The following is a 16,173-nucleotide window of genomic DNA, read 5'->3' as shown; positions in this document are numbered from 1 at the left end:
CGATACACGGAAGGGCAAGCCGCATTTTTGCCACAGTGATTAAAAACCCGATGATCCAAACGACAGTAGATCTAGAGGCCGCCTGCAAACGGTTGGCCCAATCAAACTATATTACGATCGATACCGAATTCCTGCGCGAAACGACGTTCTGGCCGGAGCTCTGCCTGATCCAGATGGCGAGCCCCGATCTGGCCGTTATCGTCGACCCGATGGCGCCCGGAATCGACCTCGCACCGTTCTTTGCGCTGATGGGCAATCCGGACGTCGTCAAGGTCTTTCACGCCGCGCGCCAGGACATCGAGATCATCCATCACCTCGGCAACCTTATCCCGCATCCGCTCTTCGACACGCAGGTCGCGGCGATGGTCTGCGGCTTCGGCGACAGCGTTTCCTATGACCAACTGGTCAACCGCATCAAGAACGAGCAAATCGACAAGTCGTCGCGCTTTACCGATTGGAGCCGCAGACCGCTCACGGACAAGCAGCTCGACTATGCACTCGCCGACGTCACGCATCTGCGAGAGATCTACCAGTATCTGACCGCAGAACTCGCCCGCGAGGGACGCTCGTCGTGGCTGGTCGAAGAGATGGCGATCCTGGAAAGCCCGGAAACCTATGACCTGCACCCGGACAACGCTTGGCAGCGGCTGAAGATGCGCGTCAAGAAGCCGATAGAGCTCGCCGTGCTGCAGAAGGTCGCGGCCTGGCGCGAGCGCGAGGCGCGCACGCGCAACGTCCCGCGCGGACGGATACTCAAGGATGATGCGATCTACGAAATCGCCCAGCAGCAGCCCAAGGACGCCGAGGCGCTTGGGCGGCTCAGAACCATCCCCAAAGGGTGGGAACGTTCCAGCGCAGGCACGGCCGTCGTCGAGGCCGTGAACGAGGCGCTTGCCATTCCGAAGGCAGAGCTGCCGCGCCTGCCACGCCAGAATCATGCGCCCGAAGGTGCGGCGGCGGCGGGCGAGATGCTGAAGGTGCTCCTGAAGCTCATCGCCGAAAAGGAAGGTGTCGCCGCCAAGATCATTGCCAACAGCGAGGACCTCGACCGGATCGCAGCCGAAGGCGAAAAGGCCAATGTGGACGCGCTCAAGGGCTGGCGGCGGGAGCTTTTTGGCGAAACGGCCCTGAAGCTCATCAACGGAGAAGTCGCGCTGCGCTTCGTCGGCAAGCGGATCGAGGCAATGGAAATCCGCGGTTGAATGCCGCAGGCGGGCAGACAACTTTCCGCCTGAATCCATGAATAGCGAGGACAAATCGAGAGGGCTGATCCAAGCCGAGCGGCATTGGAGAGCTACCTGAATGCGTTGCGGACCGTTGTCCGTTCCGCAATTGTCCTATTTGTTTTCCGGTTCCGGGGCTTTGGCGCATGCGCTGGAGATTTTCCACGCTTGAGTTCATCCTGTTGCTGCTCGTCGTCGCGGGCAGCGGCGTCGCCTATGCCTGGGTGGTCTACGGCGATGGCGGACTGATCGGCGCGGTCTATGCGCTGTTCGTCTGCATGCCGATCCTCGCCTTCGAACGGCGCATCGTATTCCGGCGCCTCTACAGAAAGATCCACGGCCTTTCGACGCCAGGCTTTCTGCTATCTTCCGTTGCGGTCTATGTCGCGCTCGTCTATGCCGGCTTTGCAATCGCCGGGTCCCTTCTGCGTCTGGTGGGCCACCCCGGCGAGATGATGCCATCGCTGAACGTACTCCTCATCGCACTGGCAATCTCCGGGCCGATCATCTTTGTCCTGAGAGTGCGCGAACTGCTTGGCCGCGACGTTTTCCTCAGCCTGCTGACCGGGCGCTACCGCAAGCCGGTGCAAGAGGAGCGTGTGTTCCTCTTTATCGACCTCGCCGGCTCCACCTCCTTCGCCGAGCGCTTCGGCGATCTGCGTACCCAGGAATACCTCGGGAGAGTGTTCGCAAGCATGGCCGATCCGGTCTTACGCCACGGCGGCTCCATCGATGACTATGTCGGCGACGCGGCGGTCATTACCTGGCCCTTCGATCGTGCCATCGCCGACGCCGCCTGCATTCGCTGCGCCTTCGATATTCTCGACCGGATCGACACGGATGCTCAACGCTGGCGCAAGGATTACGGAGAGGTCCCTCGCCTTCGTGCCGCGCTGCACGGCGGAACAATCGTTGCCGCCGAAATCGGCGTCGACAGGCACAAGATCACCTACTTCGGCGACACGGTGAACACGACGGCGCGCCTCGAAGGCCTGTGCCGAACGCTCGATCGGCAGATCCTGATTTCCGCCGATCTCCTGCGGCGCATGCGCCTGCCAGCCTCCGTCAGAAGCGAGGATCTCGGCGAACACGAGGTCAAGGGCCGCGGCCAGAAGCTTGGCGTCTCCTCTCTTCGGGCCGCAAGCCTCTTTCAGGGCAGCTCGAATTGTGCGGCCGATCCTGAGAGTTAGCGCGGGATGCGGGCGGAAAACCGCGCACACTTTTCCTCATCCCGCGCTAGCCGTGCAGCTTTGCCCCCTTCGTGATCTTGTCCACGAGCTTTTTCTCCGCATGGATCGCAATCCCTGCAACCCGGGCGTTCTCGGGTGCCGATCTGGAAAAGACTTCCCGGTTGGCGGCGTCATGGCCGGTCGAGAACATTTCGTCTATATAGATGGACGTGCGAACATCTTTCGCCAAAGCCCGCCGCTGGATATCGCCGAGCGCGGTCCCGCCTGCCGACAGGACGATGATCGGTTGCATGCTTAATGCGTTGTAAAGATTGCCGGCGGCATCACGATACGCCTCCCCGATAATCTCCGGCTTCTGCCCGACTATGCCGGTGGCAAGGAAAGCTGTGACATTCAGCTTCTGCCACATCGCGAGGTCGTCCCTGAGGACAATTGCAAATTTCGTCTCGAACATCGTGACCAATTTCTCTCCGTATTCTTCCAGGCAATACTAACGCTCGAAGTGGCGGCGGATCTTGAACGTTCGAGCAAGCTATCGCCTGTCACCAAAGCTTCACGGGGCTGTCAGACAAGCATCAATCAACCGTCATCAAAGACGCCTATCGGGGACCGGTCTCAGACCTCCAACCCAGGGTGAACTTCATGACGAAAGCACTTTTCGCCTCCGCGGCGCTGGCGCTTGTAATGACAACAACGGCGCTCGCCGAGGACAAGGTCTTTCCGGCGACGCTGAAGGCACATGCCATCCTGCCGGCCAACACGATCATCGCGGCGCCGGCCGACGCGGCGGATTATCTCAAGACCTCCGGGAAATTCACGACGGCCGACCGGAAGCGTGCCGTGGAACTCGCCAGCGTGCCCGGCAAGGACGGCGTTCGCCCGACCGGACTGTCGCTGCCTTTCAATGGCCAACCAATGCAGGGCTTTTCCGGGATCAAGGCAATGTCCGACGGCACCTTCTGGAGCCTTTCAGACAATGGATTCGGCAGCAAGCTGAACTCGACCGACGCGATGCTGATGCTCCACCATCTCAAGATTGACTGGGAAGCCGGCAAGGTCGAGGCGCTGCAGACCATCTTCCTGTCCGATCCGGACCGCAAAGCGCCCTTCCCGATCGTCATGGAAGGCTCGGCCAACCGCTATCTCACCGGCGCCGATTTCGACGTGGAATCGATCCAGCCGGTCGCCGATGGCTTCTGGGTCGGTGAAGAGTTCGGTCCCTACATCCTGAAATTCGACACAGCCGGCAAACTGACTGATGTCGTTCCGACCGTCGTCAACGACAAGCCGGTCATGTCGCCCGATAATCCCACGCTGACGCTGCAGGCGGACTCCTCCAAGAAAATGCCGGCCTTCAACCTGAAGCGTTCCGGCGGCTATGAGGGCATGGCGATGTCCAAGGACGGCAGCAAGCTCTATGGCCTGCTCGAAGGGCCGATCTGGATCGATAATGAATCGGTCGAGCAGGCCGACGGTCGCCCGGCGCTTCGTATCATCGAACTCGATGTCGCGAGCAAAGCCTGGACGGGCCGCAGCTGGCTCTATCCGCTTGCCGAAGGCGGCGAGGCAATCGGCGACTTCAACATGCTCGACGAGAAGACCGCGCTGGTCATCGAGCGCGACAACGGGGCCGGCACTGTCGACAAGGCATGCGCGGATCCGAAGGATCCGAAGCCAGATTGCTTCGCGGTCGGCTCCAAGCTCAAGCGCATCTACAAGATCGAGATGACCGACGATAATGCCGGCAAGGCCGTGCGCAAGATCGGTTACATCGATCTCCTCAAGATCGCCGATCCGGAAAACAGGAAGCGCCAGGGCGGCGGTGACGGCTACTACGACATGCCGTTCGTCACCATCGAGAACGTCGACCGCGTCGACGAGACCCACATCGTCGTCGGCAACGACAACAACCTCCCCTTCTCCGCTGGCCGCGCCATCGACAAGGCGGACGACAACGAGTTCGTGCTGCTGGAAGTCGGCGAGTTCCTGAAGGCCGAGTAAACCTACTGCATGGTTCCTAAAGTGCTACAGCGTCCTTTGCGCGTCTAATAAGACGCGCGGCGCTGTAGAGCGGCTGCGCGAAAGTCGCGCAGCCGCATCTTTACCGGCGAATCGCGTAACCGGATCAGCTCTCGAAATGGAAGGCGACTCTCTTGCCTGTCAGTTTGCCGAGTTGCTGAAGGCGGCCATCCAGGCGCTCGCCCTCGAAGCTGGAATAGGCCGCCGGCACGATGAATTCGAGATCGACATCCGGCCGCGGCGACTGCCGCAAGCCGAGATGGCGCGTGACGCCCGGCATCGACGCCGAGAAAAGATAGGCAACGCGCAGCAGGCCGCCCAAAAGCTTGGCGAGTTCAAGCAGGCGCGGCGTCGTGATCCCCGCGAGTGCCTCGGTGGTACCGTCGTCGTTGAGCCCCTCGAAACGGTAATAGTTCGCAAGCGCGATATAGGCGCGGCCGGCATGCGTGATGCCCGAGAAAGACGAGTGCGCGATGATGTTGAGCGCCTGCAGACCGCGATAATCCGGATGGGCCCGCCAACTGATATCGGCGAGCAGGCAGGCGGCCTGACGGTACCTGCTCTCCTCTTCCGTCTCCTCCACGCCGAAGTGCGGCACCATGCGTCCTGTCCATTCCGCGAGTTCACGGGCGTGTTCCGGCGAGCGGGCACGCAGGATCGCGATCTCGTCGGCGGCCGTCAGCAACGGGTCCTGCAGGCGTTCGGCTTCGGAAAGCAGCGAGAACAGATAGCCCTCACGGACGCCGAGCGCGGAGAAAGAAATGCGCTCCGGCTTCATGATCGCAAGCGCTTCCTGCATCGTCACGGCCCCGAAGGGCAACAGGCTGCGGCGGCTCTTGGAAATCGTCGCGTAAGCCGAGGGTTTGATGTTCTTCGGCTCGATCACCTCGGGCAGGAGAGACATCGCCTCGTCATAGGAAATCTCGTAGCCCTGCATCATATGCAGCGGGTAGTTGCGCGTCTCCATATGAAGCTTGGCGATCGATCGCCATGTACCGCCGACGGCATAGAACGTGCGCCCCGCTCCGCCCTTGAGCACGGCCGCCCCTTTCATGAACTTGCGAACCCATGTCCGCGCCTTCGACAGCGAGCCGTTGCTGTGTTCAGAGAGACGGATGCCGCCGAGCGGCAGCGTAATGCCCTTGCCAATGCGCTTGCCATTCACATCGACGAGTTCGAGGGAACCGCCGCCAAGGTCACCGACGATCCCGTCGGGATCGTGATAACCACTGACGATGCCCATGGCCGAGAAATGGGCTTCCTGCTCGCCGGTGAGGATATGCACCTTGCAGCCCAGGATGGCTTCCGCCTTTTCGATGAAAGACGGACCGTTAGAGGCTTCGCGCGCGGCGGCCGTCGCCAGCGCGTACATCGTGGTGGCACGCGCCTGATCCGACAGCGCCCGAAAGCGCTGCAGCGCCTTCAGCGCCCGTTCGACGTTCTCATCCGCCATCCGGCCTGTCGCATCGATGCCCTTGCCGAGGCCGCACATAACCTTCTCGTTGAAAAGCATCGCCGGCGCGCGGCTGAGCCCTTCGTAGACGACAAGGCGAATAGAGTTGGAACCGATATCCACAACGGAAACCGGGCGGATGCCGGGCAGACGCCCCTGCGCTTCAGATTCTACCATGCAATTCCAGTTTACTTGTGCCAACCGCTTTTCCAGCCGGCAATCAGCTTTGGTGCACTGGACTTCAGGGCCTCACCCCGGCCGGAGAGGCTGGGGTTGGTCATGAAATAATGCTGCGCATTGAACGGCTCGGCGTCCTTGCCGACTTCCATGCGGCGCGACGTGCCGTCCGGAAGAATCTCGTAGCTTTGCTGGTTGTCGATGAGATTGCCCAGCATGATCTGCGAAAGAACCTGTTCGTGCACAGTCCGGTTGATGAGAGGCACTAGCGTCTCGACCCGCCGATCCAGATTGCGCGGCATCATATCCGCCGAGCCGATATAGACAAGTGCATTTTCGGACGGAAGGCCATGACCATTGCCGAAGCAGAATATGCGCGAATGCTCAAGGAAACGTCCGACAATCGATTTGACGCGGATATTGTCGGAAAGGCCAGGCACCTGCGGACGCAGGCAGCAGATGCCTCGCACGACGAGGTCGATTTCGACACCGGCACGGCTTGCCTCGTAAAGCGAGTCGATGATTTCCGGGTCGACAAGCGAATTCATCTTCATCCAGATCGCGGCAGGGCGGCCCGCCTTTGCATGCCCGATCTCTTCCTCGATATGCTTGAGGATCCGCGGCCGCAGCGTGTGCGGTGAGACCGCCAGCTTCATGCCCGCTTCCGGCTCGCCATAGCCGGTGATGAAATTGAAAATGTTCGCCATGTCGTGGGCGATCACCGGATTGCAGGTGAAGAACGACAGGTCGGTGTAGATCTTCGCGGTCACCGGGTGATAGTTACCGGTGCCGAGATGGCAATAGGTCCTGAGCTTGCCTTCCTCACGGCGCACGACCATCGACATCTTGGCGTGCGTCTTGAGTTCGATAAAGCCGAAGACGACCTGAACGCCAGCGCGCTCCAGATCGCGTGCCCAGCGGATGTTTGCCTCTTCGTCGAACCGCGCCTTGAGCTCGACAAGCGCCGTCACCGACTTGCCCGCGTCGGCGGCATCGATCAATGCGCGCACGATCGGGCTGTCGTTCGAGGTGCGGTAGAGCGTCTGCTTGATCGCAAGCACGTCCGGATCGCGCGCCGCCTGGAGGAGGAACTGCACGACGACGTCGAAGGATTCGTAAGGATGATGGACGACCATGTCCTTTTCGCGGATCGCCGCCAGGCAATCGCCGGCATGCTCGCGCACGCGCTCGGGGAAGCGCGGATTGTAAGGCTCGAAGCGCAGATCTTCGCGCGGGGCCTTGGTGATTTCCGAAAGCGTGTTGAGCGCAAGAAGGCCTGGCAGCACGGCGATGCGGTTATCGGGAACCCCGAGTTCCTGCACCACGAACTGGCGCAGTGATGCGGGCATTTCCGAATCCGTTTCGATGCGGATGACCGAACCGCGACGGCGGCGCTTGAGGGCCGTCTCGAAGAAGCGGACGAGATCTTCCGCTTCTTCCTCGACTTCGATATCGCTGTCACGAATGATGCGGAAAGTTCCAGAACCCTGCACCTCGTAGCCCGGGAACAGGCGGTCGATGAACTGGCTGACCACATCCTCGAGCGTGATGTAACGGATGACGTTCTTCACATCCGGCAGGCGGATAAATCGGTCGAGCGCCACCGGTAGGCGCAACAGTGCGGTCATCGGCTCGCGGCCGGTCTTGCTGACGAGCTGCAGCCCGATCGAAAAGCCGAGGTTGGGGATGAACGGGAAAGGATGCGCCGGATCAATCGACAGCGGCGTCAGCACCGGGAAGATCGACTGATCGAATTCGTTGGCGAGCCAGCTTCGGTCCTGAGCGGACAGCGAGGCGGGCCGGACAATGAGGATGTCTTCCTTCGCGAGATATTGCTGCAGCACGGCGAGCGATGCCTGCTGCTCCATCTGCAGATTGTCGATTTCCTTGAGGATATCGTCGAGCTGTTCGGCCGGCGTCTTGCCGTCGGGACTGCGAAGCGCGATCCCCTGACGCACCTGGCCTTCGATACCGGCAACGCGGACCATGAAGAACTCGTCAAGGTTGGCGGCCGAAATCGACAGGAAGCGGACGCGCTCCAGCAAGGGATGCGCCGTGTTCAGCGTCTCCTCGAGAACGCGGCGGTTGAACTGAAGCCAGGAGAATTCGCGATTGATGAAGCGCTCGGGGCTCGTCAGCAGGTCTATCTGCTCCGCAGACGTCTCTTGTTCGATGATTGCAGACGTCGCCTTATCCATGCCCATCAGACCCCATTACTCCAACCTTGCGACCTACCCCACTTTGACGACGGAACTGTGACAGTCAATCGGACAGGTGGGGATTTCCAAGCTCTGCCAGCACTTCCGCAGCGAGGGTGCGCGTCAGGCGCGTGCCCCGGGCGAGCGCCAGATGGTCCAGTCGCTCGACGATCGTCTGGGCCGCTTCCAGCGAGCGCTCCATGCGCGCCACGATATAGCCGACAAGACGTTCGTCGACGAAAAGCTGGCGGTCGGCGAAGAGCTTGACGAGCACCTGCGTCAAAAGCTCGTCATCCGGCTCGCCGATTTCGACGACCGTCGCAGCCTTCAGGCGCGAGCGGAGATCCGGAAGCGTCACCGGCCATGACATCGGCCACAGGCGCGTTGTCATCAGCAACGCGGTGCCGTGCTGGCGCACGCTGTTGATGACATGGAAGAGCGCCGTGTCGTCGAAGCCCTGGCGATCGGCATCCTCGAAGAGAACCGGCTTTCTCGCGGCAATGTCCGCGGCATCCGAGCCGGCGACCGGATGGATCGGCTCGGCCCGTGCCCTCTCCCGCCAGATGCTGGCAAGGTGCGATTTCCCGGACCCGACCGGTCCGGCGATGATAACGACGGGCGACGGCCAATCGGGCCAATGGTCGACGATGGCGATGGCAGCGCTCAGCCGGTCGGAAACGAGCAGATCCTCGCGACCGGTTGCCGGATCATGGCCGAATGCGAGCGGCAGTTGTTCGAACGGACGTCTTGTCATGCTGTACTCTGGACAATGGCGCGGCTCAGCCGGGCTCCTGACCTTCCGGCCGCTTCTCCGCTTCTGTCCTATGCCCGTGATAGAGATCACTATCAAGGTACCGCTGTATGCCGAAACGGACAAGGACGCCGATCGCGGCGGCGGCCGGCACAGCGACGAGAAGACCGACGAAGCCGAAGAGAGCACCGAAGGCGAGCAGGGCGAACATCAGCCAGACGGGGTGGAGGCCGACGCTCTTGCCCACCAGCTTCGGCTGCAGAATGTTGCCCTCGAGGAACTGGCCGCTGAAGAACACGGCCAACACCAGCGCGATCGTAAGATAATTCGGCCAGAACTGGACCAGCGCCACACCAACAGCCAGCACGAGCCCCACCATCGAGCCGACATAGGGGATGAAGCTGATCATGCCCGCGAAAAGACCGATCAGCAGCCCGAAATTGAGGCCGACGAGCGACAGGCCGATCGCATAGTAGAGGCCGAGGATGATGCATAGCGAACCCTGGCCGCGAACGAAGCCGGCGATGGTCGTGTTCATGTCGCGGGCGATCTGGCGGACGATGTCGACATAGTCGCGCGGCACCCAGCTATCGAGTTTGTCGACCATGCGGTCCCAGTCGAGCAGCAGATAGAAGGCCACGACCGGCGTGATGATAAAGAGCGAAAGAATGTCCAGCAGCGCCATGCCGGAGTTCCACAGTTGCTGGAACAGCGTGCCCAGGAAACTTGCGCCCTGTTCGAGCAGCTTGGCCGAATTCTGCTTGATCGCCGTCATCTGGTCCGCAAGCCAGTCCGGAAGCAGCGTTGTCTGGCTATCGGTGATGAAGGCCTGGAGGCTGGCGATATAGCCGGGCATCCTCTGGACGAAGTCAGCCGCTTGCGTGAAGATCAACGGGATGATGATCATCAGCGACAACGCCAGCACGACGACGAAGGCGACAAGAATGACGATGGTCGCCATCAACCGGCTGAGGCCCAAACGCTGCAGGCGGTCGGCGACCGGATCGAGGAAATAGGCGAGCGCCATGCCGGCGAGAAACGGCAGCAGGATCGAGCTGAAGAGCGTCAGGAAGACGATGAAGCCGGCGAGCACCAGCAGCCAGAAGACGACCTGGCGCTTAAGACTGACACCGCTGACCTGACTGCCCATTGCGCTCCCCGTCCCGCGTCCGGCGCAAGCGCCTCGCGTTCCATCCATTCGGACGAGATAGGGCGCGGTCCGCATGCTGGTCAAGCCCGGCGCCTTCATGCGGAGGCAAATCAGGCCCTTACCGGGCGAAACGCGGTGGGATGCGGGTAAAATGGCAAAAAAAGCCGGCAAGCGCCGGCAGTTGGCTTGCACTCCTTGTCCTGCCGTGCCAATCGCTTCCGCAAAATTCGACGAGCCTTGGAGAACGAGCATGAGCCAGTCGGGCAAGAATGGTCTCACCTATAGCGACGCAGGCGTCGACATCGATGCCGGCAATCTGATGGTGGAGAAGATCAAACCCCATGTGCGCTCCACACGACGTCCGGGTGCCGATGGCGAGATCGGTGGCTTCGGCGGCCTCTTCGATCTCAAGGCTGCCGGCTTCACCGATCCGGTGCTGGTTGCCGCGAACGACGGTGTCGGTACCAAGCTCAAGATCGCCATCGACGCGAACAAGCACGACACAGTCGGCATCGATCTCGTCGCCATGTGCGTCAACGATCTTGTCGTGCAGGGTGCGGAGCCGCTGTTCTTCCTCGACTATTTCGCGACCGGCAAGCTCGACCCGGACCAGGGTGCTGCGATCGTCGCCGGTATTGCCGCCGGCTGCCGCGATGCGGGCTGTGCGCTGATCGGCGGGGAAACGGCCGAGATGCCTGGCATGTATTCCGGCGGCGACTACGATCTCGCCGGCTTTGCCGTCGGTGCCGCCGAGCGCGGCCAGTTGCTGCCGGCAGGCGACATTGCCGAAGGTGACGTCATCCTCGGCCTCGCCTCCTCCGGTGTGCACTCGAACGGCTACTCGCTGGTGCGCAAGATCGTTGGGCTGTCGGGACTGGCCTGGGACGCGCCCGCGCCCTTCGGCGAAGGCACGCTCGCCGATCTCCTGCTGACACCGACGCGCATCTACGTGAAGCCGCTTCTGAAGGCTATCCGCGAGACGGGAGCGATCAAGGCGCTTGCACATATCACCGGCGGCGGTTTTCCCGAGAACATTCCGCGCGTCCTGCCAAAACACCTTGCCGCCGAGATCGACCTCGATGCGATCAAACCGCCGGCGGTCTTCTCCTGGCTTGCCAAGACCGGCGGCGTCGCCGCCAATGAAATGCTGCGCACCTTCAACTGCGGCGTCGGCATGATCGTCGTCGTTCCCGCGGCAGAGGCTGAAAAGGTAGCGGCGATACTCAACGGCGAAGGTGAGATGGTCTTCACTCTCGGCCGCATGGTCGCGCGTGCCGAAGGCGCCGCGGGCACGATCTACAGGGGCAGCCTCTCCCTATGAGCGCGACTACTGCTAAAAAACGGGTCGTCGTCTTCATTTCCGGCGGCGGCTCGAACATGCTTTCGTTGGCGAAGGCAGCAGCGGAACCGGACTTCCCTGCCGAAGTCGTTGCCGTGATCGCTGACAAGGCGGAAGCCGGTGGCCTGGCCAAAGCAGCCGCCCTCGGCATCCCGACCTTTTCGTTCGTCCGAAAGGATTTCGACAGCAAGGAAGCGCACGAAGCGGCGATCCTGACGGAACTGGACCGGCTCCAGCCGGACATCATCTGCCTTGCCGGCTACATGCGGTTGCTGTCGGCAGCCTTCATCCAGCGCCATGAGGGCCGCATCCTCAATATTCATCCGTCACTTCTGCCGTTGTTTCCGGGGCTCCACACCCATCAGCGGGCGATCGATGCCGGCATGAGGCTCGCCGGCTGCACGGTTCATTTTGTCACCGAAGGCATGGACGACGGCCCGATCATCGCCCAGGCCGCGGTTCCGGTTCTGGCCGGCGACACGGCGGAAACACTTGCCGCGCGCGTTCTGACGGTTGAACACAAGACCTATCCGATGGCGCTGAGGCTCGTCGCCGAGGGCAAGGTCGAAATGCAGGATGGCCGGGCCGCAAGCCATGCGGTCGGCGAGGCATCGGGCACGCTCATCTCCCCCGCAATGTGATCGCAACCGTCCCTTCCAACCGGAGGGCGGACGGAATCGCAGCTCACTTTGCCGCCGCGAGCCTCCGGTCCAGCGCGTCAAGCACACGGCGCGTCAAGGCGGGATAGTCCTCATCGAAATGGTGGCCGCCCTCGATGGCGACCACATCCACGCCTGAAGATTTCAGATCCGGGCACGCGTCGCCGTCTTCGTCGGTGCCGTAGACACACTGGACGAGCGCGGGATCAATCGCCTTGAGATCGTCGACCGGGTCACCCCCCTCGCCCTCCGCACCCAGCCAGCCAAGAACCGAGATCTTGTAGTCGGCATGATGCGAGAGCGCCAAGAGCGTGAGCTGGCGCACGCGCGCACGATCCGCTGGCGGGAGCAGGTTGTAGGTGCGCGGCAGGATGTCCGCGCCGAAGGAATAACCGATCAGGAGGACGTTTCGGACATTCCATCGTTTTCGATAGTAGGTGATGATCCGCGCAAGATCGTCGGCAGTCGCTTGCGGCTGGCGTTCTGACCAGAAATAGCGCAGTGAATCCACCCCCACGACCGGAACACCCTGCTGCTGCAGGACATTGCCGACCTCTTTGTCGATATCCCGCCAGCCGCCGTCACCCGAATAGATCACAGCCATCGTGTCACGCGTGGGCTTCGCATCGAGAACCGTCAGCGGAAGGCCGAAAGGGTTTTCGGCTTCGTCGCCCTCGGCGAGCGCCCCGGAAAGCGCATCCGAAAGCGCGGTGTAGGCGTCGTCCCCGGTATCGTGCGTTTCAATGTCCGAATGCTTGGCAACAAGCGCGGCCACGTGGTCCTTCCCCTCGGCGGAGGCAGCGGGCGAAAACGCAACGGTCACGGGATCGGGCAACGGTCCGTCGGTCAAACCATAGACCATGCGGTCGCCCTTCCGAATCTTCTCGGCCGGCGTACAAAGCTGCTTCGTCAATGCGATGCCCTCTTCGGGATCGACCGCAAGCGTCTGACCGATGGTCGCGGCGGGGGACTGCGCGGCGATCGCCAGCGCCATCGCCCCGCCGGCGCCGACGCCCGCGACGATCGGCGGTCGATAGGCGCTGCTCTTTGCAGCGCGCTGGACCTGCTGGCTCAGCGATTCGATATCCGAGACCGTGTAGATGCAGTCGCCGTCATCCTTGGCAAGCGAAGCGAGATAGGCCTTGAGGTCGATGCCGATGACGAGCGCCTTGTCGTTTGCAAGCGCACGCGCGACCCCGTCTTCCTTCGCTGTCCATCCGGCAGCATCCGAAAGGAGAACGACAATTGCGGACGCCTCTTCCTTGGGGAAAAGGACATGCGGTGACGGGATCGTGCCGGTGTCGAATTGCGGCGTGTCGTCGGCCCGGGCATGCAGCAAAGCTACCGCAATCAGCGCGGCGGAAAGGGCGAGCTTCCAGATCTTTCGCGTGCCGGTCATTTCCTTATCACTCCCTTGAGACCGCCGCCGATGAGGAACGTTGCGTCCATCAAAGCCAGGATCGGGTTGAGGCCGCCGCTCGCAACAAGGTAGCGCGGTTGCCAACGCGGGTGGAACTTGGACTTGAAGGCGCGCAGGCCCTTGAAATTGTAGAAGCGTTCGCCGTGCTCGAAGAATGCCCGGCCCGCTCGGTCCCACACAGGCGCTATCTGCCGGGAGGACATCCCGGAAAGCGGCGCCATGCCAAGATTGAAGCGCCTATAACCCTGCGCCTTGAGATATTCCATCAGCTGTACGAACAGGAAGTCCATCGAACCTTTCGGCGCGTCGGGCGAGAAGCGCATCAGGTCGACGGAGCCCTCCTCCTTAGTCGCAGTCTTGAGGATGTTGGCAAAGGCAACGATGCGTCCGCCGCATTTAAGAACAGCAACCGGCTGAGCCGTAATGTACTGGGGATCGAAGGCTCCGAGGGAGAAACCCTTCTCCCGTGCGCTGTGATGTGCGAGCCAGGCATCCGAAACTGCCGCAAGCTCCGGCAGGATTGCCGGCACGGCCTCGGGCTCAACTATGGCGAATTCGAGCCCATCGCGCTGGCCACGACTGACCTGCTGGCGCAGGTTTGCCCATTTTCCACCCTTCAGTTCGAACCGCGTCAGATCGACCTCGGCAAGCTCGCCCAGCCGGAACGCCCGCAAGCCGGCGTCGGCGTAATAGGCGAGCCCCACCGGCGAAACCTGGTAGAAGACCGCCCGGCAGCCGTTAGCGCGGGCGGTCTCTATGAATTGCCAGATAAGATCCGGCCAAGCTTGCAACGGACCGACCGGATCAAAGAGGGCGATCCAGGAACGCGCACGGCGACCATACATGATGAAGGCACTGCCGTCGGCAGAGAACATGACGCTCTTGTCGCCCATCCGCACGAGGTTGGCATCCGACATGTCCTGGGCATCGACAATGGCGATCGCCCGCTCCAACGCCTCGTCCGATGCCGGCTCCACCGTTGTTGTGGCGGGACGCATCAGGCTCCAGATGGCGATGGCACTCGCCCCGATCGTGACCCCGAGGAAGGCGCGAAGTCCACGCGGCGCCTCGGCCGCAAACTCGAACTGCCACCAGAGCTCACGGCTATATTCGATATCGCGATAGACAAAGAGCAGGACGACCAACGCCCCCAGGCAAATGACGCCGATCGCCGTGAGCCACGGCGGCGTCAGGGCCTGACCGAACAGCGACGCAGGGCGAACGAAAAGCCGGCGGCTGGCGAGCAGTCCGACGACGAAGAATGCGAGCATACCAGCTTCCGCCAACGCCACCGCTTTCAGCAACGATAGCAGCAGCGCAGCCGCCGCGATCACGATCGACGCCCACCAAGCACCATCGAGGCGCAGCGCCAGCCCCCGCGCGACGATGACCAGCGCCAGGCCGAGCAGGCTCGCGAGGAAGTGCGCGCCTTCGACCAGCGGCAGCGGAACATAGCTTTCAAGAAATGCCAGGTTCTCGTCGGGCGTCGGCGTCACGCTCGACAGCACCAGCATTATGGCGAGTACAAGCGCCAGCGTGGCGAGGAGCAATGGGGCCATGCGGCCGCCTATGCGGCGGACGCTTGATGCCGCAGGGTGGCCGGCGAACTGACGAATCTCCACGCCGATAATCATCACAATCGCGATCAGCAGCGGCAACACGTGATAGATGACGCGGTAGAGAACCAACGCTCCAAGGATCGTATCGACGTCGACCGCGCGGCCGAGCGTTGCGATCATCACCGCTTCGAAGACGCCGAGCCCCGCAGGCACATGGCTGAGCACGCCGACGCCCACCGCGAACGAATAGACTGCCAGGAAGGCGGGCCAGCCGATCGTTCCCGATGGCAACAGGACGTAGAGAACGCTTGCGGATGCCGCAAGATCGAGCGCTGTTACCAGGAACTGGCGGGAGGCGGTCCTCGAGTCGGGCAGACGCAGGGTCAAGCGTCCAATGCGGACTTCGCGGCCCTCTCCGGCCAGGATGAAGGTAGTCAACAAACCGCCGAGCACAATGACGGCGATCGTCCGCAGCCAGAACGGCTCAAGTCCCGTCAGCGGAGCGACATATTCGCCGACCGTCAGCAAGCTGAGGCAAGTGACCGTGGCAAGGCCGAGGCCAAAGGCGAGCGTCACGAAGGCAATGACGCGGGCTATCTCTTCTGGCTGCAAGCCGAGGCGGGAGTAGGACCGGTAGCGGATCGCCCCGCCGCTCAAGGCCCCGAAACCGGCCGTATTGCCGACGGCATAGGCGCAGGCGGCCGTAAGCGCTACGTCGGCGTAAGGCAGCTTGCGCTTGATGTAGTCGAGGGCGGCGACATCGTAGAAGGTGAGCGCGAGGAAACTCAGGCCGGTGAACAGGACCGCGGCAGCGATCGACTGCCAACTCGTGTCCGCCAATGCCGCGACGACCTCGTCATAATGCACCTCGGCGGTCAGATGAAAGATGGCCGCTCCGAACAGCGCGATCACGAGAAGCGTGCCGATAGCGGAAAGATAGCGCTGATTGCGCCTCAGAAACGGTCTCCACCCCGCTTCGTTCCTTTGCTCTTCATCGACTTCAGGCTCTGAGGCAGAGGGGAACGTCATGGCTCG

General features: G+C 62.1%; 12 protein-coding genes. 5 read left to right on the top strand and 7 right to left on the bottom strand.

The features are described 5' to 3' along the window. Positions 1-50: 50 nt before the first annotated feature. Positions 51-1,202, top strand: coding sequence for a ribonuclease D (gene rnd, locus QA637_RS04090; protein WP_153436876.1), 1,152 nt, complete (start codon positions 51-53; stop codon positions 1,200-1,202). Positions 1,203-1,369: 167 nt separating this feature from the next. After that, on the top strand, positions 1,370-2,413 hold the full coding sequence (locus QA637_RS04085; protein ID WP_283063746.1) for an adenylate/guanylate cyclase domain-containing protein: 1,044 nt from the start codon (positions 1,370-1,372) through the stop codon (positions 2,411-2,413). Between the two features lie 46 nt (positions 2,414-2,459). Here the strand turns inward: QA637_RS04085 and QA637_RS04080 are convergent, their stop codons facing one another. Continuing rightward, positions 2,460-2,867, bottom strand: a complete 408-nt coding sequence (locus QA637_RS04080) for a DUF2000 family protein (RefSeq protein ID WP_283063744.1) — start codon at positions 2,865-2,867, stop codon at positions 2,460-2,462. A 188-nt stretch (positions 2,868-3,055) separates the two neighbouring features. On the opposite strand from QA637_RS04080, the gene QA637_RS04075 reads away from it, so the two are divergent. Beyond that, on the top strand, positions 3,056-4,414 hold the full coding sequence (locus tag QA637_RS04075; RefSeq protein ID WP_283063742.1) for an esterase-like activity of phytase family protein: 1,359 nt from the start codon (positions 3,056-3,058) through the stop codon (positions 4,412-4,414). 124 nt (positions 4,415-4,538) lie between these two features. Here QA637_RS04075 and ppx read toward each other — a convergent pair whose 3' ends face one another. The 4 genes from ppx to QA637_RS04055 all read right to left on the bottom strand — a co-directional run bounded on the left by ppx (position 4,539) and on the right by QA637_RS04055 (position 10,161). Next, positions 4,539-6,062: an exopolyphosphatase gene (ppx, locus tag QA637_RS04070; protein ID WP_283063740.1), complete on the bottom strand. Its 1,524-nt coding sequence runs from the start codon at positions 6,060-6,062 to the stop codon at positions 4,539-4,541. Positions 6,063-6,073: 11 nt separating this feature from the next. After that, positions 6,074-8,260 (bottom strand): RNA degradosome polyphosphate kinase, encoded by a 2,187-nt coding sequence (locus QA637_RS04065; RefSeq protein WP_153441558.1) that lies wholly within the window; start codon positions 8,258-8,260, stop codon positions 6,074-6,076. Positions 8,261-8,324: 64 nt separating this feature from the next. Continuing rightward, complete coding sequence (gene hdaA, locus QA637_RS04060) at positions 8,325-9,014, bottom strand: DnaA regulatory inactivator HdaA (RefSeq protein WP_283063738.1); 690 nt, start codon at positions 9,012-9,014, stop codon at positions 8,325-8,327. A 25-nt stretch (positions 9,015-9,039) separates the two neighbouring features. Beyond that, positions 9,040-10,161 (bottom strand): AI-2E family transporter, encoded by a 1,122-nt coding sequence (locus tag QA637_RS04055; protein ID WP_153441458.1) that lies wholly within the window; start codon positions 10,159-10,161, stop codon positions 9,040-9,042. A 250-nt stretch (positions 10,162-10,411) separates the two neighbouring features. Here QA637_RS04055 and purM point away from each other — a divergent pair, with 250 nt between their 5' ends. Together purM and purN are read left to right on the top strand one after the other, a co-directional pair. After that, positions 10,412-11,482: a phosphoribosylformylglycinamidine cyclo-ligase gene (gene purM / locus QA637_RS04050; protein WP_153441459.1), complete on the top strand. Its 1,071-nt coding sequence runs from the start codon at positions 10,412-10,414 to the stop codon at positions 11,480-11,482. Continuing rightward, complete coding sequence (gene purN, locus QA637_RS04045) at positions 11,479-12,141, top strand: phosphoribosylglycinamide formyltransferase (protein WP_283063736.1); 663 nt, start codon at positions 11,479-11,481, stop codon at positions 12,139-12,141. Before purM ends, purN begins: the two co-directional genes overlap by 4 nt. A gap of 43 nt (positions 12,142-12,184) precedes the next feature. On the opposite strand, the gene QA637_RS04040 is transcribed toward purN, so the two are convergent. Together QA637_RS04040 and mprF are read right to left on the bottom strand one after the other, a co-directional pair. Then, positions 12,185-13,558, bottom strand: coding sequence for a virulence factor family protein (locus QA637_RS04040; protein WP_283063734.1), 1,374 nt, complete (start codon positions 13,556-13,558; stop codon positions 12,185-12,187). After that, positions 13,555-16,167 carry a bifunctional lysylphosphatidylglycerol flippase/synthetase MprF gene (gene mprF / locus QA637_RS04035; protein ID WP_283063732.1) on the bottom strand — a complete coding sequence of 871 codons (2,613 nt, stop codon included), beginning with the start codon at positions 16,165-16,167 and terminating at the stop codon, positions 13,555-13,557. The genes QA637_RS04040 and mprF overlap by 4 nt, the downstream gene beginning before the upstream one ends. Positions 16,168-16,173: the final 6 nt, after the last annotated feature.

This window comes from Sinorhizobium terangae (assembly GCF_029714365.1).
GTDB classification, from domain to species: Bacteria; Pseudomonadota; Alphaproteobacteria; order Rhizobiales; family Rhizobiaceae; genus Sinorhizobium; species Sinorhizobium terangae.
This window is presented reverse-complemented; position numbering and strand designations above follow the sequence as displayed.